The organism is Micromonospora sp. WMMD558 (assembly GCF_049315255.1).
GTDB lineage: Bacteria > Actinomycetota > Actinomycetes > Mycobacteriales > Micromonosporaceae > Micromonospora.
In genome coordinates this window covers 3,650,077-3,668,695 of record NZ_CP186061.1, presented here as the reverse complement: position 1 = coordinate 3,668,695, position 18,619 = coordinate 3,650,077, and the positions used below count along the sequence as shown (strand labels likewise).

Below are 18,619 nucleotides of genomic sequence, written 5' to 3'. Positions count from 1 at the left end.
GTGGTGGCGGAGGCCGACGACGCGGACGTGCCCGCGTTCTGGCAGGGCCTCGGGCTGCCCGGCCTGGCCGACGTGCACGTGCACTTCCTCCCGCCGCGGCTGCTGCGCCGGGTGTGGGCGTACTTCGACGCGGCCGGCCCACTGGTGGGCACCGAGTGGCCGATCCGGTACCGGTGGAGCGACGCCGAGCGGGTCGCGTACCTGCGAGAGCTGGGCGTACGGGCGTTCAGCGCCCTCGCGTACGCCCACCGGCCCGGCATGGCCGCCGATTTGAACGGTTGGACGCTCGACTTCGCCCGCGCGACGCCGGGGTGCCTGCCGTCGGCGACGTTCTTCCCGGAGCCGGAGGCGCCGCGGTACGTCGCCGACGCCCTCGCCGCCGGCGCCCGCGTGTTCAAGGTGCACGTCCAGGTGGGCGGCTTCGCTCCGACCGACCCGCTGCTCGACCCCGTGTGGGGGCTGCTCGCCGACGCCGGCGTGCCCGTGGTCGTGCACGCCGGGCACGCCCCGGTCGGCACCACGCACACCGGGCCGGACCCGTTCGCCGCCGTGCTCGCCCGCCATCCCGCGCTCACCGCGATCGTGGCGCACCTCGGCGCGCCGGACTACACGGCGTTCCTCGACCTCGCCGAGCGGTACGAGCGGGTACGGCTGGACACGACGATGGCGTTCACCCCGTTCTTCGACCGGTTCGTGCCGTTCCCCAGCGAGGAGCGTCCCCGGCTGCGCGAGCTGGGGCTCGCCGGCAAGGTGCTGCTGGGCAGCGACTTCCCGAATCTGCCCTACGCGTACGCGGAGCAGCTCGCCGGACTGGCCCGCCTCGATCTCGGCGACGACTGGCTGCGCGCGGTCTGCTGGGGCAACGCCGCCGAGCTGTTCGACCTGCCCGGCTGACTCTCAGACCCCGACCCGCTGCTCGGGGACGCTGAGGCCGTAGAGGGCCATCAGCTCGGGGCTGTCGACCCGGCTGCCGTCGGCCACCGCGTCGCAGGCGATGTCGACGATCTGGTCCTTGTGCGCCAGCAGGTACGGGCGAGCGCCGACGTCGGCGCTGGCCAGGGTGGCGATGCCGGACCAGTGCCGGCGACCGAACAGCATCGGGTACCCGCGCAGGCCGTCGTAGGTGGCGCAGACCAGCACGTCCGGGTACGGCAGCGCGGTCACCCGGCGGACCGCCACGGCCGTCAGGCCGGGCATGTCGACCGGCACCACGACCACGGCCTCGATCCCGTCGTCGTCGATCGCCGCGAGGCCGGCGCGGATCGACGAGCCGACGCCCGTCCCCCAGGCCCGGTTGACCACCACCGTGGCGCCGCTGAGATCCGTCGTCTCGCGCACCTGGTCGGCCGCGGCGCCCAGCACGACCACGATCCGCTCGCAGCCCGCCTCCGTCATCGTGTCGATCATCCGGCTGACCAGGGGCTTCTCCCCCTGGTGCAGCAGGGCCTCCGGGCCGCCGATCCGGCGTCCCCCACCCGCGGCGATGATCATTCCTGCGATCCGGTTCAGCGCTGCGCCCCCTTCACCAGAGGCTGCCGGGAGATCCCGGTACGCGGTTTCCCGACAGCCTCTTGGAGCGGGCCGCGCCACGTCGGCCTGGCCCGCTCCGTCGTACGGACATGAGGAGAAACGAGCATTCCCGGGCGCGGGTAGCGGGGCAAAAGGGAAAATTGTGGGCTAAGCCGCGTCGGCGTAGCAGTCCACGATCGACACGTCGAGCGGGAACCGGACCGGCGTGTGCCCGAAGAGCAGCGCGGTGGCCCGCGCACCGGACCGGACGACCGCCGCCGCGACCACGTCGGCCCGCACCTTCGGGCAGTGCACGACCACCTCGTCGTGCTGGAAGAACACCAGCTCGCCACCGGTGCCGGCCAGCTCGCCGCGCAACGTGGCGAGCAGCGTCGACGCCCACTCGGCGGCCGTGGCCTGGATGACGAAGTTGCGGGTGAACCGTCCGCGCGACCGTGCCCGCGCCGACCGGTCGCCGCCGTCCGGCGCCGCCTCCTCCCCGTCGAGGCCGGCCGAGCCGGGCGGGCAGGTGCGGCCCAGCCAGGAGCGGACCAGGCCGCCGGTCTCACGGGCGGCGGCCTCGACGTGGCCGAAGGCGGTCGGGTAGTGGCGCCGCAGCACCTCCAGCGCGGGCACCGCCGCCCCACCGGTCTGCCCGTACATCGCGCCGAGCAGGGCCACCTTGGCCCGCGCCCGGTCGCCCCCGAAAGCGTCCCGGGCGAGAGCGGCGTAGAGGTCGCCGGCCCCACCGGCGGCGGCCAGCCGGGCGTCCTCGGAGACCGCGGCCAGCACGCGCGGCTCCAACTGGCCGGCGTCGGCCACCACGAAGGTCCAGCCCGGGTCGGCCACCACCGCCCGGCGGATCACCTTGGGGATCTGCAACGCCCCGCCGCCCCGGGTCGCCCACCGCCCGGAGACCACGCCGCCGGGCACGTACTCCGGGCGGAACCGCCCGTCGCGCACCCACGCGTCGCGCCAGGCCCAGCCGTGCGCCGTCCAGATCCGGTAGAGCTCCTTGTACTCCAGGACCAGCGGCACCGCCGGGTGGTCGACGCCGCGCAGCACCCAGGCTCGCGTGTTGGGCACCTCCACCCCCGCGCGGGCGAACGCCCTCACCAGTTCCGCCGGAGAGTCGGCGTGCAGCTGGCGTACGCCGAACGCGTCGGCGATGCGGGCCGCCAGCTCGGCGAGGCGCCGGGGCGGCCCGCCCACCGGGGACGGCTCGCCGAGCAGCTCGGCGAGGACGGCGTCGTGGACGTCGGCCCGCCACGGCAGCCCGGCGGCGCCCATCTCGACGGCGATCAGCGCGCCGGCCGACTCGGCGGCCACGAGCAGCCGGAACCGGCCGGGATGCTCGGTCGTGGCGACCCGGGCGAGCTGGTCCGCGTACACCTGGGTCAGGACGTCGACGCCGGGGCCCGGCGGGCCCGGCAGGGCCTCGAAGAGCGCGTCCTGGCCGTGGCCGGGCGGCTCGGCCGCGCGGGGCGGCGGGTCGGGCGGCACCGGCGCACCGGTGAGCCGCGCCCAGGCGGCGGCGAGCGAGCGGGGCTCACCCCAGCGGCCGGCGTGGCCGAGCAGCAGCGCCTCGGTCAGCTCGACGTCGTGACAGCGGTCGACACGGACACCGGCGCGCAGCAACGCCGGGTAGACCGTCGCGCCGGACGCCCACACCCAGCGCGGGCGGTCGGCCCGCTCCCGAGCAGCCACCGCGCCGGCCAGGTCGGCCACGGGCTCGGGCGGCGCGGTCGGCCGCCCGGCGGCGTCGAGGGGTTGCAGCACTCCCCCGCCGACCTCGTCCGCCACCACCGCCACCAGCACGGACGCGATTCTGCCCCGTCGGTGCGACACTCCCCCGCGCGCCGTCGGCCAGGCTCGTGCGACGCGTCGCGGGGAGATCGCCCCGCCACGGTGGCGACAACGAAAAACGGGGAGCATCTGCTCCCCGCCACTCTCAACGTATACCGCACCGGGGGGCTTGCGGCAAGACCCCAGGGGTGCCGCAGAATCGTCGGCCGAGGCCACGACCTGCGGAAACAGGAACCGCGTGGGTGGCGTTGACGCGTGCGTGCCACCGGACGGCGACGTCGCGCGCCGGCCGGTCGGTGCGCGCGATCGGCGCGAGCGGCCTCAGATCGGAGCTGATGACGTGAACCCGCTGACCACCAGCGCCTTTGATCTTCCCGACCACCTCTCACCCAAGGCCGACCCGGGTCTGATCGCCGGTGACGAGCAGCACTTCGCGGCCATCGCGGAGACACTCCGGCAGTCGATCGACGACCTGTCCGGCCGCCTCGACGCCGCCCGCCGGGCGCCCGGCGGCAAGGGCCGGCGGGCCGTGGACCGGGACCAGGAGGTCCACCGGCTGACCGCTCGCCTGCGTGGACTGCGTCGCTTCGGTCTGGACCTGTGTCTCGGACGCATGGTCGGCGCGGACGACTCCGAACCCGTGTACGTCGGGCGGTTCGGCCTCACCGACAGCGCGGGTCGCCGGCTGCTGCTCGACTGGCGCTCGCCCGCGGCGGAGCCGTTCTTCGGGGCGACCCACGCCAACCCGATGGGTCTGGCGAGCCGCCGCCGGTACCGCTGGACCCGTGGCCGGGTCACCGACTACTGGGACGAGGTGTTCACCCCGGACGGGTTGGACGGGCACGCGGCCCTCGACGACCAGTCCGCCTTCATCGCCAGTCTGGGCGGCAGCCGATCCACCCGGATGCGGGACGTGCTCGCCACCATCCAGGCGGACCAGGACGCCGTGATCCGGGCGGGATCGAGCGGCGCGCTCGTCGTCGACGGCGGCCCGGGTACGGGGAAGACCGTCGTCGCCCTGCACCGCACCGCCTACCTCCGCTACGCCGATCCGCGCCTCAACCACCGCCGGGGCGGGGTGCTGTTCGTCGGTCCGCACCAGCCCTACCTGGCCTACGTCGCCGACGTCCTCCCCAGCCTCGGCGAGGAGGAGGTGCAGACCTGCACCCTGCGGGATCTCGTTCCCGAGGGCGCCGCGGCGACCGTCGAGACCGACCCGGACGTGGCGCTGCTGAAGTCGTCCGGTGACCTGGTGGCGGCGGTCGAGGCGGCCGTCAGGTTCTACGAGGAGCCGCCGGCCGAGGGGATGACCGTCACGACCGACGACTGCGACATCTGGCTGAGCGCGGACGACTGGGCCGAGGCGTTCGCGGCGCCGGGGCCCGGCACGCCGCACAACGAGGCGCGGGACGAGATCTGGGAGGAACTGCTCACGATCCTGCTGGACCGGTACGACGGCGACGAGCCGGCGGACCTGGTCCGCAGGTCGCTGCTGCGGAACCGGGAGCTGCGGACGGCCTTCAACCGGGCCTGGCCGCTGCTCGACGCAGGCGACCTCGTCGGCGACCTGTGGTCGGTCCCCGCGTACCTGCGCCGGTGCGCCCCCTGGCTCGGCCCGGACGAGGTCCGGAGGCTGCACCGTCCTGACCCCCGGGCCTGGACGGTGTCCGACCTGCCGTTCCTGGACGCGGCACGGCAGCGGCTCGGCGACCGGGAGGCGTCGCGACGCCGGCACCGGCGCGACGCCGCCGTCGCCGTCGAACGGGAACGGATGGCCACGGTCGTCGACGAGCTGATCGAGGCCCACGCCTACGACGACGGTGAAGGTGTGCTGTCGAGCCTGCGCCAACTGGACCTCCAGGATGCCCTGGTCGACGAGGCGGCACTGCCCAGCGCCGAGCCGGACCCGCTCGCCGGCCCGTTCGCGCACATCGTCGTGGACGAGGCCCAGGAACTGACCGACGCGGAGTGGCAGATGTTGCTGCTGCGCTGCCCGTCCCGGAGCTTCACCATCGTCGGGGACCGCGCCCAGGCGCGGCACGGGTTCACGGAGTCGTGGCAGGAGCGGCTCGAGCGGGTGGGGCTCGACCGGATCAGCCTGGCCACCCTCAGCATCAACTACCGGACGCCGACGGAGGTCATGGCGGAAGCCGAGCCGGTCATCCGCGCCGTGCTCCCGGACGCGAACGTGCCCCGCTCCATCCGCGACAGCGGCGTCCCCGTCGTACGCGGGTCGGTGTCGGACCTGGGTTCGATCCTCGACAACTGGCTCGCCGCGCACGCCGACGGCATCGCCTGCGTCATCGGCGACCCCACGGTCCGGGCGACGTCCCGCGTCCGGTCGCTGAGCCCGGAGCTGTCGAAGGGGCTGGAGTTCGACCTGGTCGTCCTCGTCGACCCCGAGGCGTTCGGCACGGGCATCGAGGGAGCGGTCGACCGCTATGTGGCGATGACCCGCGCCACCCAGCAACTCGTGGTCCTCACCAGTTCCTGACGCGCACGCTTCCGCATCGCGATGGGAAAGGGCGGCCGTCCCCGTGGAACGGCCGCCCTTTCGCAAACGCGCGACTCGACGTCCGGTTACTTGCCGACGCCGGCGGTGAGGCCGGACTGCACCTGGCGCTGGAAGACGATGTACACGATCAGCACCGGCAGCATCGCCATCGTGACCCCGGCGAAGAGACCGGACCAGTCGGACTTGTAGCCCTGGTTGACCGACAGCTCGATCAGGCCCTGGGCGATCACCTGGTTCTTCGGCTCGCCGGCGACGGACTGCATCAGCAGCGTCGGCAGGTACCACTGGTTCCACTGCCCGAGCACGTTGAAGATGCCGATGCTGATCAGGCCGGGCTTGGCCATCGGCAGCATGACGCTGAAGAACAGGCGGGTGTGCGAGGCGCCGTCGACCAGGCCGGCCTCGGCGATCGCGGTCGGCAGGGTCCGGAAGAACGAGTGCATGAAGAAGACCGTGAACGACAGCGACCAGGCCACGTACACCAGGATCAGCATGACGTGCTTGTTCGGCCCGAGCAGCGGGAGCACGACGCCGGTGTTGTAGACCCCCTTGAACAGCGGGACGGCGGCGAGGTAGATCGGCAGCGTCAGCCCGGACAGGAACATCCAGTAGATCAGCCGGTTGCCGGGGAACTCGTAGCGGGCCAGGGCGTACGCGGCCATCGAGCCGAGCAGCATGGTGAGGAAGACACTGCCGACGAGCACCAGCAACGTGTTCAGGAAGAAGCTGTCGATGCCCGCCGTCCAGGCGCGCGCGAAGTTGTCCCACTGCAGTGACGAGGGGAACAACGACAGCGGCTCGCGGATCACCTCGGAGTCGGTCTTGAGGGCCGACATGACCACCCACAGCAGCGGGTAGACGACCATGATCGCCCACACCACGAGGAAGAGGTGCGAGAAGCCGTTGAAGATCCGTGCGCCGACGCCGTTGGCGGCGGACTCGGCCACCGGGCCGCGGGTGGTGCCGGTCGGCGGGGGCGGGGTGGGCCGGGCCCGGCCGGAGGTGTGGGTCACCGTGCTCATCGTCCAGGCCTCCTCAGTACTCGATCCGCTCACGGCGGGTGATCCGAAGCTGGAGGGCGGCCAGCAGGATCGTGAAGATCGCCAACGCCACGGCGATGGCACAGGCGTAGCCGAACTGGCCCTTCTGGAACGCGTTGAAGTTGATCACCGATGCGAAGATCTCGCTGGCGTGGTTCGGCCCGCCCTGGCTGGGTGTCATGACGTAGACCAGGGCGAACATGTCCAGGGCGATGAAGCCCAGGTAGACCCAGGCGACCGAGACCGTGTCCCGCAGCAGCGGCAGGGTGATCCGGAAGAACGTGTGGAACCGGCCGGCGCCGTCGAGGATCGCCGCCTCGTAGACGTCCTTGGGGATCGACTGCATCGCCGCGGAGAACAGCACCATGTAGAACCCGGCGCCGCTCCACACCGCGATGAGCAGCAGCCACCACAGCACCGCCGGGACACCGAGGAAGGGCTCGGGGTCGTTGGTGAACGCGATCGGGTTGTCGGCGTCGACCAGCCCGATCTTGATGAGCAGGCCGTTGATCAGGCCCTGGCCGTCCGTCCGGTAGATCTGCTGCCACATCACCGCGATGACGACCAGGGACAGCACCTGCGGGAAGAAAAAGATGACCTTGTAGAGGCCGGAGCCGAAGACCCCCCGGATGCCGGCCCTGTCCTCGCGTCCGCCCACATTGAGCAGGAACGCGAGGAACAGGGCCAGCGCGATCGTGAACAGCGGCACGGTGACCAGGAAGAACACGTTGTGCCAGAACGCCTTCCTGATCAGCTCGTCGGAGAGCAGCCGGACGTAGTTGTCCAGCCCGACGAACTGCTGCCGATCGGAGTAGCCACCCCAGTCGGTCAGCGAGTACCCGGCGGCCTGCACGAAGGGCCAGACCACGTAGAAGAGGTAGAGCGCGACGGGCAGGGCCAGGAAGCCCGTGACGAAACGCGCGACACCGTGCCGCATTGGACTCACTCTTTCCGTTGGGATCAGGCGGTACGGGTCTGCTTCTTGATCGACGAGTCCTTGGCGACCTTGTCGGCGGCCGCCTGCATCTTGTCGACGAACTGCTGGGCGGTCAGCCGGCCGGCCATCAGCTCCTCGGAGAGGTTCTGGCTCTCCTTGTCCAGGTCGGCGTAGAAGTTCCAGAACTTGACCGAGACGAGGTCCTTCGGTGCGTTCTTCATCAGCTCGTTCGCGCTGGCCAGCGCCGAGTCCTGGACGTTGTCGCCGGAGCCCTTGGTGGAGGCGAGCGACTTGGTCAGCTCGGCGAACTTCGCCGAGCCGGCCTTGGAGAGAACGGCCCGCAGGAACTCCTTGGCGGCGGCCTTGTTCGGGGCCTTCGCCGGCACCACGATGCCCTCACCCGCGCCGGCGTAGACGTCGTTCGGCGCCTTGTCGCTGGCGCCCAGGCCCCAGTAGTCCGAGATCTTCATCTCGAAGCCCGGCGGGATGGTCGCCGCCATCTCGTTCTTGAGCCAGGTGCCGACCTGGATGAACGCGGCCTTGCCGTCCAGCCACGCCTGCTGCGACTGGGTGTGGTCGAGCTTGCCTGGGAGCAGCAGCTTGTCCTTGACCAGCTTCTCCCACGCCTGCAGGGCCGGCAGGATGCCGTCGGCCTTCCAGGCGTTCTCCTTCAGGTTGTCGATGTCGACCACGGCCTGCTTGCCAGCGGACTTCCAGATGGTCGCCATCAGTGCCCAGCGCGGGTAGTAGCCGTGCACCGCGTCGTGGACGTACGGGGCCATGCCCTTCGCCTTGATCTTCGGTGCGAGCGCGAAGAACTCGTCGAAGGTCTTCGGCGGCTGCCAGCCCTCCTTGTTGAACAGCGCGGCGTTGTACCAGTTGCCCCAGACCGTGTAGGCGATGTTGACCACGTAGAACTTGCCCTGGAAGGTGCCGTCGGCGACGGTGCCCGGCAGCAGCGTGTCGGCCACCGTTCCGTCGCTGTCCCAGGCGGGGGCGGTGAGCAGGTCGTCCAGCGGCTCGATCGCACCCTCGTTGACCAGGGTGCTGATGTCCATGATGTCGGCGCCCGAGTTCATGACGACGTCGCTCGGCTGCGTCGCCATCTTCGGCTGCTCTTCGGTCTTGATCTTCTGGGTGGAGCTCATGTTGACCGTGATGCTCGGGTGCTTGGCCTTGAAGATCGCCATGTCCTCCTTGGCCCACTGGTCGCCCAGCCCGCCGTTGAAGACGACGACCTTGACGGCGCTGCCGTCCTTGACGCCGAACGGGTTGTCCTTGCTCTTCGCGCCGCCGGTGTCGTCGTTCTTGGCCGGCTCGCTGCCGGCGCACGCGCCGAGCAGCCCGGCGGCCGGTGTGACCAGCAGACCCGCGGCCGCGGCGCGACGCAGCAGAGTCCGGCGGTCGAGGTCGGGGGAAACAGACATCTCTGACTCTCCTTGGATATTCGGGTCAGGCGGTCCGCCGGAGGCGCCCGGCGTACCGCGACTCGAGGGCGTGGTTGTGCTCGTCCCCGCCGGGGACGTTGGCGGAGAGGTAGATAGGGGGTACCTCCCCGGCCTGGTGGAACCGTCGTACGACCTCGGCGGTCAGCAGCTGCGCCAGCAGCGCCGCGGTGACCGAGGAGACCGCACAGACCGCGCCGCCGTCCTCGAGCGGCAGCAGTGCGTCGCCGTACGGCGCGCCGTTGTCCAGCACGACGTCGGCGATGTCGGCGAGCCGGTGCCCGGACGGGTGCCGGGGGGCGACCCGCGCCGTGTGCTCGACCGAGGTGACCGCGATCAACGGGTGACCGCGCCCGGTGACCAGCGTCGCCAGCTCGACCACCGAGCCGTTGATGCCGGACTGGGACGCCACCACGAACACGTCCTGCGGCAGCGGGTCCGCGAGGGCGTAGATCTGGTGGGCGATGGAGGGGTCGCGCTCCAGCTTCGGATCGGCGAGCACGTCGCGCGGGGCGTCGCCGTGCAGCACCAGGTCGTGGATGGACAGCCGGTTGGTGGGGACCAGCCCGCCGGCCCGGGCGACCAGCTCCGCGGCGAACGCCTCGGAGTGCCCCGCCCCGAAGGCCTGGAGCACGCCGCCCGCCCGGAGGCTTCCGGCGATCAGGTCGGCGGCGGAGGCGAGCGCGTCGGCGCTGGAGTCGACGAGGCGGTCGAGCACCGGCCGGACCGCGTCGGCGTACCGCTGGGCGCTGATCATCGGCTGGCCCCCTCGCCGGTTCCGGTGTTGCCCGGCAGCCGCCTGGCGGCCTTGTGCCCGTCGACGGCCTGGGCGGTACGCCGGAAGGCCGCGTGGGCGCGGTCGTGGGTGCGCTGGGCCACCGCGATGTAGAGCAGGTCGAGCACGACGAGCTGGGGGTGCCGGGCCGACAGCGCGTCGGGGCGGAAGGTGGTGGCCTGGCTCGCCGTCAGCAGCGCGATGTCGGCGAGCTCGGCCAGCGGCGAGCGGGGAAAGCCGGTCACGGCGACGGTGGTCGCGCCCCGGCTGCCGGCCTCCGCGAGCATCTCGATGGTCTCCCGGGTCTGGCCGCTGTGGGAGACGCCGAGCGCGACGTCACCGGCGCGCAGCAGGGCGGCCGAGGCGAGACCCTCGTGGACGTCGTTCCAGGCCCAGGCGGCGACCCCGATGCGGTGCAGCATGAACTGCATCTCCTCGCCGACCAGCGCGCTGCCGCTGGCGCCGAAGATGTTCACCCGGCTCGCGCCGGCGATGGCCACCGCGGCCCGCTCCACCTCGCCGAGGTCGAGCAGCGCGGCGGTGTCGTGCATGGCCCGGGTGTCGGCGGCGATGATCTGGTCGAGCACCCGGCGCAGCGGGTCGCTGGGCTGGATCTCGCGCCCGATGTCGACGGTCCAGCCGGCCGAGCGGGCCCGGCCGGTCTCGGCGGCGATGCCGAGCCGCAGGTCCGCGTACCCCTCGAAGCCCATCGCCCGGCAGAAGCGGGTGATGGTGGCCGGCGACGTGCCGCTACGCTCGGCCAGCTCCACGATCGTCGCGCGGGCGGCGGCCTCCGGGTCGCTGAGCACGTGCTCGGCGACCCGCCGCAACGCTCCGGTCAGCTCACCGGCGCCGGCCCGGACCCGGGCGAGCACGCCGCCGGCAGCGACCCCGGCGCCCCGCCGGTCGAACCCGTCGGCGTCGACCACCGCGGTCACCGCGGTGGCGTCCACCTCGTGATCAACCATCGGACGCCCTTTCGGAAAAGACTGTTAACTGTTAGTGGTAAAAGTTCTTACTGAAGGCCCCTCCGTGTCAAGGCCGTGGGCGAAGTTTTCAAACTGTTACCTGGCGCACAGTCCGGGACCGGTCCGCTCCCCTTGCCCGGCACGCCCCGGCCGACCAGCATGAACGCCGTATCCGATCAAGGGAGGTGGGCGGTGTCCGGCACCGTCGTGGTCGGTCTCGACGTCGGGGGTACGTCCACCCGCGCCACCGCCGTGACCCTGGACGGGGAACGGCTCGGCACCGGCCGGGCCGGTGGCGGCAACCCGACCAGCCACGGCGCCGAGGCCGCCGCCCGGGAACTGCGCGCCGCCCTGCGCGCCGCGCTCAGCGGCGTCGACCCGGCACGGGTACGCGCCGGGGTCGTCGGGCTGGCCGGGGCCGCCCGGTTGCTCGCCGACCCGGACGGCCGGGCCGCCTTCGACCGGGCCTGGCACGACGCCGGGCTGCGCTGCCCGTACGCGGTGCACGGCGACGCCCTGGTCGCGTACGCCTCAGGCACCGCCGCACCGGACGGGACGATCCTGATCGCCGGCACCGGGGCGATCGCGGCGCGGGTACGCGACCTGCGACTGGACCGGGTGGCCGACGGGCACGGCTGGCTGCTCGGCGACGCCGGCTCGGGCTTCTGGCTGGGGCGGGAGGCGGTCCGCGGGGTGCTCGCCGACCTGGACCGGGGCACCGCACCCGGCCCGCTGGGCGCCGCCGTCCTGCGCGACCTGCTCGGCTCGGCCGAGGTCGCACCCCGGTCCCGGGACACGGTCGACACCCTGATCCAGGCCGTCACCCGGCGCCCGCCGGTGGAGCTGGCCCGGCTGGCCCCCCTGGTGACGACCGCCGCCGTCGACGGCGAGCCGGTGGCCCGGCGGCTCATCGACGAGGCCGCGCTGCACCTGGCGGAGAGCACCGCCCGGATCCGACCGGCGGGCGAGCGCACGCCGATCGTGCTCGGCGGCGGCCTGTTGACCGGCGGCACGCCGCTCGCGGCGGCCGTACGGGCGGAGGTGCGGCGACGTTGGCCGGACGCGCCGGTCCACCTCGCTGGCGACGGCGCGGCCGCCGCGGCCTGGCTCGCCGCCCGGGACCTGCCCGAGGTCACCGACCCGGCGGCGTTGCACGCCCTCCTGCTCCCCACCCGGGGAGCGCCGAGGTCGTGACGGCCAGCCCGCCCTACTTGAGCTGGCCGGCGGTCAGGCCGGCCTGGATCTGGCGCTGGAAGGCGATGTACACGACCAGCACCGGCAGGGTGGCGATGGTCAGGCCCGCGAAGAGACCGCTGTAGTCGCCCTGGTAGCCCTGGCTGACCGCGAGCGCGGCGAGCCCCTGGGCCAGCACCCACTTGGAGTCGTCGCCCTGCATCAGCACCTGCGGCAGGATGAACTGGTTCCAGTGGCTGAGGAAGTTGAAGATCGCAATACTGATCAGTCCCGGTCGCGCCATCGGTAGCATCACCCGGAAGAAGAGCCGGAAGTGACCGCACCCGTCCATCAGCGCCGCCTCGGCGACCGCGGTCGGCAGGGTCCGGAAGAAGGCGGTCAGGAAGAACACCGTGAACGGCAGCGAGTAGGCGGCGTACACCAGCATCAGACCGGTCCAGGTGCCGAAGAGACCGGCGTTGCGCACCACGAAGAAGAGCGGCACGAGGGCCAGGAAGACGGGGAACATCATCCCGCCGACGAACAGGTAGTAGCAGATCTGCCGGCCGGGGAACTCGTACCGGGCGAACACGTAGGCCGCCGTGGCGCCCAGCAGCATGGTCAGGCTGAGGGAACCGGCCACCACGATCGCGCTGTTCAGGAAGTACTGGCCGATGTGCGCCTCGGTCCAGGCCCGCGCCCAGTTCTCGAACCGCAGCGCGCCCGGCAGCCCCCACGGGTCGGACAGGATCTCCCCGTCGCTCTTGAACGAGCTGAGGAACATCCAGAGCAGCGGCAGCACGGTCAGCGCGCCCCAGAACACCAGGAACCCGTGCGAGAAGACGTTGGCGCCGCCGGTCTCGCGGCGCAGCTTCCGGACCTCCGGCGCCGACCGGTCCCCCGCGGCGGTGCCGCCGGACGCGGGCTTGTCGAGAATGGTCACGAGTACTCGATCCGATCACGTCGAGCGGCCCGCAGTGCCAGCACCGCCACCGACAGGGTGAGGAAGAACAGCACCACCCCGATGGCCGAGGCGTAGCCGAACCGGTTCTCGCTGCCGAACGCCGTCTCGTACATCCGAAGGCCGATGACGTCGGAGGAGAAGTTGGGGCCGCCGTTGGTCATCTGCTGGATCAGGATGAACCCGTCCAGCGCCGCGATCGCCAGGTAGATCCAGGCCACCTGGACGGTGTCCCAGAGCAGCGGGATGGTGACCTTGCGCAGGGTGGTCCAGCGGGACGCCCCGTCGAGCATCACCGCCTCGTAGATGTCCCGTGGGATGGCCGACATGGCCGCGCCGAAGAGCACCACGTAGAAGCCCACGTTGCTCCAGACCATCACCGCCAGCACGCACCAGAAGGCCGTACGCGGGTCGCCGAGCCAGGTCGGGGTGGGCAGGCCGACGGCACCCAACGCACCGTTGAGCAGGCCGCTGTTGGGGTGGTAGACCTCCCGCCAGAGCAGGGCGATGATGACCACCGAGAGCACCTGCGGGAAGAAGTAGACCATCCGGTAGACCGAGGTGCCGCGGACGCCCGTCACCCCGGCCCGGCCCTTGCGACCGCCCATCGCGAGCATGGTGGCGAAGAAGAGGCCCAACCCGATGGTCAGCACCGGCACCACGGCCAGCAGCCACGCGTTGTTCTTCAACGCGTTCCACACCCGACCGTCGTCCAGCAGCCGCTCGAAGTTGGCCAGCCCGACGGGATCGGCCTCGGCCGAGTAGCCGAGCCAGTCGGTGGTCGAGATCTGGAAGGCCTGCAGGTACGGCGAGATGACGAAGATGCCGTAGAGCAGCAGCGGCGGCACCAGGAACGTGACGATCAGCGGGTACTTGCCATGTCTCACGAGAAGGACCTACTCCCGATGCGAAGGCGGTGCTCCGGTGGGGACGGTCGTCGCCGCCCCCACCGGCCGGACGTCACACGGCCCGCTTGTACTTCTTGATCGAGCTGTCCTGGGCGATCGAGTCGGCGCCCTGCTGGCACCGGTCGAGGAACTCGGCCGGGCCGATCCGGCCGCTGAAGAACTCGCCGCACGCGGCGTCGACGAGTTCCCGCTCCAGCTTCCGGTAGTAGTTGTTGTAGACCCAGTTGAAGCCGTCGCCGCCGGAGGCGTCCAGCGCCTTCACCACCGTACTGAGGCCGAACGGCAGTTCGACGCCCTCGGTGGAGCCGGCCACCACGGTCAGGCTGGAGACCTTCCGGGTGAAGTCCTGGGCGCCCTTCCTGGACAGCATGATCCGGAAGTACTCCAGGCCGCCGGCGATGTTCTTCCCCTTCGCCGGCACCATGAACGGCTCGCCGGCGGTGCCGCGCATCGCCTCGAACGGCAGCTTGTCGCCGCCGCCCAGGCTCGGGGTCGGCTGGATGGTCATGTTGAAGCCCGCGGGCGTCACCTTCTTCTGCTCGCTCTCCAGCCAGGAGCCGCAGGAGATGAAGGCCGCCTTGCCCTGGCACCACTCGGTCTGCGACTGCACGTGGTCGAGGCCGGGCGAGCCCTCCAGGATGTACTTGTCCTTGACGATCTGGTGCCACGCGTCCGCCGCGGCCTTCATCGCGTCGGACTTCCACGCGTTCGGCTCGAGGTTGTCGATCGCGGTGGCGACGGAGGGCCCGCCGAACTTGATCGCAGTGGAGATCAGCGGCCAGCTCATGTAGCGCGGGTGCTTGCCGGCGTACGTCCACGGCGCGATCCCGGCCGCCTTGATCTGCTTGCAGAGCGCGATGTGCTCGTCCCAGGTCTTCGCGTACTGCCAGCCGCGGTCGCTGAACAGCTTGGTGGAGTGCCAGATGCCGTACGCGGTGTAGGTGTAGTTGAGCACCAGGAACCTGCCGTCGTACGACCCGACCTCGACCGCGCCGGGAAGCAGGGTGTCCTTGACGGTCTTGCCGGGGATGTCGAGGCTCGGCGCGTTGAGCAGTTCGCCCAGGTCGGCGATGGCGTTCTGGGAGACCAGCCCGTTGAAGTCGATCTGGCCGGCGCCGGAGTTGTTCACCACGTCCGGCGGGGTGCCGTCGACGAAGCGCGGCTGCAGCGTCTTGTTGATCTCCTGGGTGGCGGAGTGTTTGATCGTCGCCTTCGGGTACTTCTCGGTGTACATGGCCTCGTGGGCCTTCGCGTACTCCTCGCCGAAGCCACCGTTGAAGATGACCACCTCCAGCGGGGCGTCCTCCTTGACCCCGAGCGGGTTCTGCTCGGTCTTGGTGCCCTGGTAGGTGCCGCCGTCGCCCTGGTCACCGCCACCGCCGGTGGCGCAGCCGGTGAGCAGGCCGGCGGCCGGGGTCGCCAGGAGGCCGGCGGCGGCGCTGCGCCGCAGGATGTCACGCCTGTTCATCATCACTCCTCGGATCGGGTCTCCGGCGGCCACCGGGCAAGGGGGGTGGTGGGTCGCCGCGCGAGGCAGGGGGGGGGGAAGTTTGTCTTCAGTTTGACAAATATTGCTGAAGAATTTCTACGGCAGGAGCGTCCGGACTTCAAGACCCGAAGACCGAACCGTTACCGCGGCCTTGACCTAGGCTTGCGGCCATGGGTCGACTGCGCCGACTCGCCGAGGCCACGCCGCCGAGCCGGGACCGCTACGTCGATCTGCTCCGGGCGCTCGCGATCGTCATGGTCGTTCTCGGTCACTGGGCGGTCGCGACGATCGGGTACGACGACGCCGGGCAGCCCACCGGGCGCTCGGCGCTGCCCGAACTACCCTGGGCGTACCCGCTCACCTGGCTGGTCCAGGTCATGCCGGTGTTCTTCCTGGTCGGCGGGTACGCCAACGCCGCCTCCCTGACCGCCCACCGCCGCCGGGGCGGCGACGCCACCGGCTGGCTGCTCGGCCGTAGCGCCCGGCTGCTCCGGCCGACCACCGTGCTGGTGGTCGTCCTCGCCGCCGCGGCCCTGGTCGCCCGGGCGCTCGGTGCCGAGCCGTCGCTGATCCGGACGGTCGTCTGGTTCGCCACCATCCCGCTGTGGTTCCTCGCCGCGTACCTGGCCGTGGTGCCGCTGACCCCGGTGATGTACCCGCTGCACCGGCGCTTCGGGCTCCTCGTACCGCTCGCGCTGGCCGCCCTGGTGGCCCTGGGCGACCTCGGCCGAGGGCTCGGCCCCGCCGCGGCGGCCCTGCCGAACTACCTGTTCGGCTGGCTGGTCGTGCACCAGCTCGGCTTCGCCTGGTACGACGCCCGCACCGAACGATCACCGCACGACGACCGGGCCGAACCGTCGCCGCACGATGTCGCCGGTGAGCCGCCGGACCATCGCACCGGGCTGCGGTCGCGGCGGCTGCCGGTGTCCCGGCGGGCGGGGTGGACGGCACTGCTCGGCGGGCTGGCGGTGGCGGTGCTGCTCACCGGGCCGGGCCCGTACCCGGTCAGCATGATCAACATTCCCGGCGAGCGGCTGGACAACGCCGCGCCGCCCAGCCTGGCGCTGCTCGCGCTGACCACGGCGCAGCTCGGGCTGATCCTGCTGCTGCGCGGCCGGGCGGAGCGGTGGCTGGGGCGCGACCGCCCCTGGATGGCGGTGATCGCCGTCAACGCCGTGGTGCTGACCGTCTTCCTGTGGCACCTGACCGCGACGATCCTGCTGGTCGGCGCGCTGGACGCGGTCGGGCTGCTCCCGACGCCGGCCGCCGGCTCCGCCGCCTGGGCGGCCTGGCGGCTGCCGTGGGTGCTGATGCTGGCCGTCGTGCTCGCCGTCCTGGTCGCGGTCTTCGGCCCGGTGGAGGCCCACACCGGCCGGCCGCCGGCGGCCCGTGGCCCCGGACCGTCGTCCGGCGGCGGGGAGGGCCGCCGGTGGCGGGCCGCCGGCCGCGCCACGCTCACCGCCGCCGGTTTCGCCGCCGTGGTGTACGCGCTGGTCGACAACGCGGTCACGTCGCGCGAGGCCCCGGAACCACTGGGACTGCCCGCCTCGGCGCTGGTGGCGTACCTGGCCGGGGCGGGCATCCTGCGGCTGCTCAGGTCTGGGTGGGGAAGCCGAGGTTGACCCCGCCGTGGCGGGGGTCCAGCCAGCGGCTGGTGACCACCTTGCCCCGGGTGAAGAAGCGCACCCCGTCCTCACCGTGGGCGTGCAGGTCCCCGAAGAGGGACGACTTCCAGCCGCCGAACGAGTAGTACGCCATCGGCACCGGGATCGGCACGTTGACCCCGACCATGCCCACCTCCACCTCGTGCTGGTAGCGCCGGGCCGCGCCGCCGTCGTTGGTGAAGATCGCCGTGCCGTTGCCGTACGGGTTGGCGTTCACCAGGTCGACCGCCTCGTCGTACGAACCGACCCGGACCACGGACAGCACCGGCCCGAAGATCTCGTCGGTGTAGATCGACATGTCCGGGGTGACGTGGTCGAACAGCGTCGGCCCGAGCCAGAAACCGCCCGCGTCGCCGTCCGGCTCGACGTCCCGGCCGTCGACCACCGGCACCGCGCCGGCCGCCACGCCCGCCGCCACGTACGACCGGACCCGCTCGGCGTGCGCGGCGGTGACGAGCGGACCCATGTCGCAGCCGCGCCGCCCGTCGCCGGTGCGCAGCCCGGCCATCCGCTCGGCGATCTTCGTCACCAGGGCGTCGGCGACCGGCTCGACCGCGACCAGCGCGGAGATCGCCATGCACCGCTCCCCCGCCGACCCGAAACCGGCGTTGACGGCGGCGTCGGCGGCCAGGTCCAGGTCGGCGTCGGGCAGCACCACCATGTGGTTCTTCGCCCCGCCGAGCGCCTGCACCCGCTTGCCCGCCAACGAGCCGCGCTGGTAGACGTACCGGGCGATCGGGGTGGAACCGACGAACGACACCGCCTTGACCGCCGGGTGGTCCAACAGGGCGTCGACGGCCTCCTTGTCGCCGTTGACGACGTTGAACACCCCGTCGGGCAAACCGGCCTCGGCGAACCACTCGGCCAGCAGCAGCGCCGCGCTCGGGTCCTTCTCGCTGGGCTTGAGCACCACCGCGTTGCCGGCGGCGACCGCCACCGGGACGAACCACAGCGGCACCATCACCGGAAAGTTGAACGGGCTGATCACCGCGACCACGCCGAGCGGCTGCCGGAGCGAGTACGAGTCGACCTCGGTGGAGACGTTCTCGCTGAACCCGCCGCGCAGCGCCGACGGGAGGCCGCAGGCGTACTCGATGACCTCCAGCCCGCGTTGCACCTCGCCGGCGGCGTCGGCGAGCACCTTGCCGTGCTCGGCGGTGACGACCGCGGCCAGCCGGTCCCGCCGGGCGTGGACCAGCTCCCGGAACGCGAACAGCACGGCCGTCCGCTTCGCCAGGGAGGCGTCCCGCCAGGACCGCGCGGCGCGCTCGGCGGCCCCCACCGCCGCCGCGACGTCCACGGTGGAGGCCAGCTCCACCTCCCCGGTACGCCGACCGGTGGCCGGGTCGAAGACGTCGCCGCGTCGCGGGGACGCGCCCACCACGCGCTTCCCGTCGACGAAGTGCCCGATCAGGTTCACCGGCTCCCT

General features: G+C 72.0%; 15 protein-coding genes. 4 read left to right on the top strand and 11 right to left on the bottom strand.

Translation table 11 applies throughout. The features are described 5' to 3' along the window. Positions 1–894, top strand: coding sequence for an amidohydrolase family protein (locus ACN26Y_RS17725; RefSeq protein WP_422734948.1), 894 nt, complete (start codon positions 1–3; stop codon positions 892–894). Positions 895–897: 3 nt separating this feature from the next. Here the strand turns inward: ACN26Y_RS17725 and ACN26Y_RS17720 are convergent, their stop codons facing one another. Both ACN26Y_RS17720 and ACN26Y_RS17715 read right to left on the bottom strand, forming a co-directional pair. Beyond that, complete coding sequence (locus ACN26Y_RS17720; RefSeq protein ID WP_155331330.1) at positions 898–1,491, bottom strand: nucleotidyltransferase family protein; 594 nt, start codon at positions 1,489–1,491, stop codon at positions 898–900. Between the two features lie 186 nt (positions 1,492–1,677). After that, on the bottom strand, positions 1,678–3,357 hold the full coding sequence (locus ACN26Y_RS17715) for a bifunctional 3'-5' exonuclease/DNA polymerase (protein WP_422733046.1): 1,680 nt from the start codon (positions 3,355–3,357) through the stop codon (positions 1,678–1,680). 307 nt (positions 3,358–3,664) lie between these two features. Here ACN26Y_RS17715 and helR point away from each other — a divergent pair, with 307 nt between their 5' ends. After that, positions 3,665–5,809 (top strand): RNA polymerase recycling motor ATPase HelR, encoded by a 2,145-nt coding sequence (helR, locus tag ACN26Y_RS17710; RefSeq protein ID WP_422734947.1) that lies wholly within the window; start codon positions 3,665–3,667, stop codon positions 5,807–5,809. Between the two features lie 86 nt (positions 5,810–5,895). Here helR and ACN26Y_RS17705 read toward each other — a convergent pair whose 3' ends face one another. The 5 genes from ACN26Y_RS17705 to ACN26Y_RS17685 all read right to left on the bottom strand — a co-directional run bounded on the left by ACN26Y_RS17705 (position 5,896) and on the right by ACN26Y_RS17685 (position 10,995). Then, positions 5,896–6,696: a carbohydrate ABC transporter permease gene (locus ACN26Y_RS17705; protein ID WP_230689072.1), complete on the bottom strand. Its 801-nt coding sequence runs from the start codon at positions 6,694–6,696 to the stop codon at positions 5,896–5,898. Between the two features lie 169 nt (positions 6,697–6,865). Then, positions 6,866–7,807: a carbohydrate ABC transporter permease gene (locus ACN26Y_RS17700; RefSeq protein WP_155331326.1), complete on the bottom strand. Its 942-nt coding sequence runs from the start codon at positions 7,805–7,807 to the stop codon at positions 6,866–6,868. A gap of 23 nt (positions 7,808–7,830) precedes the next feature. Beyond that, positions 7,831–9,234, bottom strand: coding sequence for an N-acetylglucosamine/diacetylchitobiose ABC transporter substrate-binding protein (gene ngcE, locus ACN26Y_RS17695; protein WP_422733045.1), 1,404 nt, complete (start codon positions 9,232–9,234; stop codon positions 7,831–7,833). 25 nt (positions 9,235–9,259) lie between these two features. Further along, positions 9,260–10,009, bottom strand: a complete 750-nt coding sequence (locus ACN26Y_RS17690) for an SIS domain-containing protein (RefSeq protein WP_422733044.1) — start codon at positions 10,007–10,009, stop codon at positions 9,260–9,262. Next, the gene (locus ACN26Y_RS17685) at positions 10,006–10,995 is read right to left on the bottom strand and encodes a MurR/RpiR family transcriptional regulator (protein ID WP_422733043.1); all 990 of its coding nucleotides are present in this window, start codon (positions 10,993–10,995) and stop codon (positions 10,006–10,008) included. The genes ACN26Y_RS17690 and ACN26Y_RS17685 overlap by 4 nt, the downstream gene beginning before the upstream one ends. Before the next feature lie 192 nt (positions 10,996–11,187). Here ACN26Y_RS17685 and ACN26Y_RS17680 point away from each other — a divergent pair, with 192 nt between their 5' ends. Continuing rightward, on the top strand, positions 11,188–12,189 hold the full coding sequence (locus tag ACN26Y_RS17680; RefSeq protein ID WP_422733042.1) for an N-acetylglucosamine kinase: 1,002 nt from the start codon (positions 11,188–11,190) through the stop codon (positions 12,187–12,189). 13 nt (positions 12,190–12,202) lie between these two features. Here the strand turns inward: ACN26Y_RS17680 and ACN26Y_RS17675 are convergent, their stop codons facing one another. From ACN26Y_RS17675 to ngcE (ACN26Y_RS17665), 3 genes are all read right to left on the bottom strand, one after another. Further along, on the bottom strand, positions 12,203–13,111 hold the full coding sequence (locus ACN26Y_RS17675; RefSeq protein WP_155331321.1) for a carbohydrate ABC transporter permease: 909 nt from the start codon (positions 13,109–13,111) through the stop codon (positions 12,203–12,205). Then, positions 13,108–14,016 (bottom strand): carbohydrate ABC transporter permease, encoded by a 909-nt coding sequence (locus ACN26Y_RS17670; protein ID WP_155331320.1) that lies wholly within the window; start codon positions 14,014–14,016, stop codon positions 13,108–13,110. Before ACN26Y_RS17670 ends, ACN26Y_RS17675 begins: the two co-directional genes overlap by 4 nt. 73 nt (positions 14,017–14,089) lie before the next feature. Next, positions 14,090–15,505 carry an N-acetylglucosamine/diacetylchitobiose ABC transporter substrate-binding protein gene (gene ngcE / locus ACN26Y_RS17665; protein WP_155331319.1) on the bottom strand — a complete coding sequence of 472 codons (1,416 nt, stop codon included), beginning with the start codon at positions 15,503–15,505 and terminating at the stop codon, positions 14,090–14,092. Positions 15,506–15,696: 191 nt separating this feature from the next. Here ngcE (ACN26Y_RS17665) and ACN26Y_RS17660 point away from each other — a divergent pair, with 191 nt between their 5' ends. Then, complete coding sequence (locus ACN26Y_RS17660; protein WP_155331318.1) at positions 15,697–17,148, top strand: acyltransferase family protein; 1,452 nt, start codon at positions 15,697–15,699, stop codon at positions 17,146–17,148. On the opposite strand, the gene ACN26Y_RS17655 is transcribed toward ACN26Y_RS17660, so the two are convergent. Further along, on the bottom strand, positions 17,120–18,610 hold the full coding sequence (locus ACN26Y_RS17655) for a CoA-acylating methylmalonate-semialdehyde dehydrogenase (protein ID WP_155331317.1): 1,491 nt from the start codon (positions 18,608–18,610) through the stop codon (positions 17,120–17,122). The two genes, ACN26Y_RS17660 and ACN26Y_RS17655, sit on opposite strands and share 29 nt — an antisense overlap. Positions 18,611–18,619: the final 9 nt, after the last annotated feature.

Excerpts from the sequence above, each read along its gene's own strand:
- ACN26Y_RS17705 (WP_230689072.1), bottom strand. The coding sequence starts at position 6,696 with ATGGTCGTCTACCCGCTGCTGTGGGTGGTCATGTCGGCCCTCAAGACC.
- ACN26Y_RS17700 (WP_155331326.1), bottom strand. The coding sequence starts at position 7,807 with ATGCGGCACGGTGTCGCGCGTTTCGTCACGGGCTTCCTGGCCCTGCCC.
- ACN26Y_RS17690 (WP_422733044.1), bottom strand. The coding sequence starts at position 10,009 with ATGATCAGCGCCCAGCGGTACGCCGACGCGGTCCGGCCGGTGCTCGAC.
- ngcE (WP_155331319.1), bottom strand. The coding sequence starts at position 15,505 with ATGAACAGGCGTGACATCCTGCGGCGCAGCGCCGCCGCCGGCCTCCTG.
- ACN26Y_RS17660 (WP_155331318.1), top strand. The coding sequence starts at position 15,697 with ATGGGTCGACTGCGCCGACTCGCCGAGGCCACGCCGCCGAGCCGGGAC.
- ACN26Y_RS17720 (WP_155331330.1), bottom strand. The coding sequence starts at position 1,491 with ATGATCATCGCCGCGGGTGGGGGACGCCGGATCGGCGGCCCGGAGGCC.
- ngcE (WP_422733045.1), bottom strand. The coding sequence starts at position 9,234 with ATGTCTGTTTCCCCCGACCTCGACCGCCGGACTCTGCTGCGTCGCGCC.
- ACN26Y_RS17685 (WP_422733043.1), bottom strand. The coding sequence starts at position 10,995 with ATGGTTGATCACGAGGTGGACGCCACCGCGGTGACCGCGGTGGTCGAC.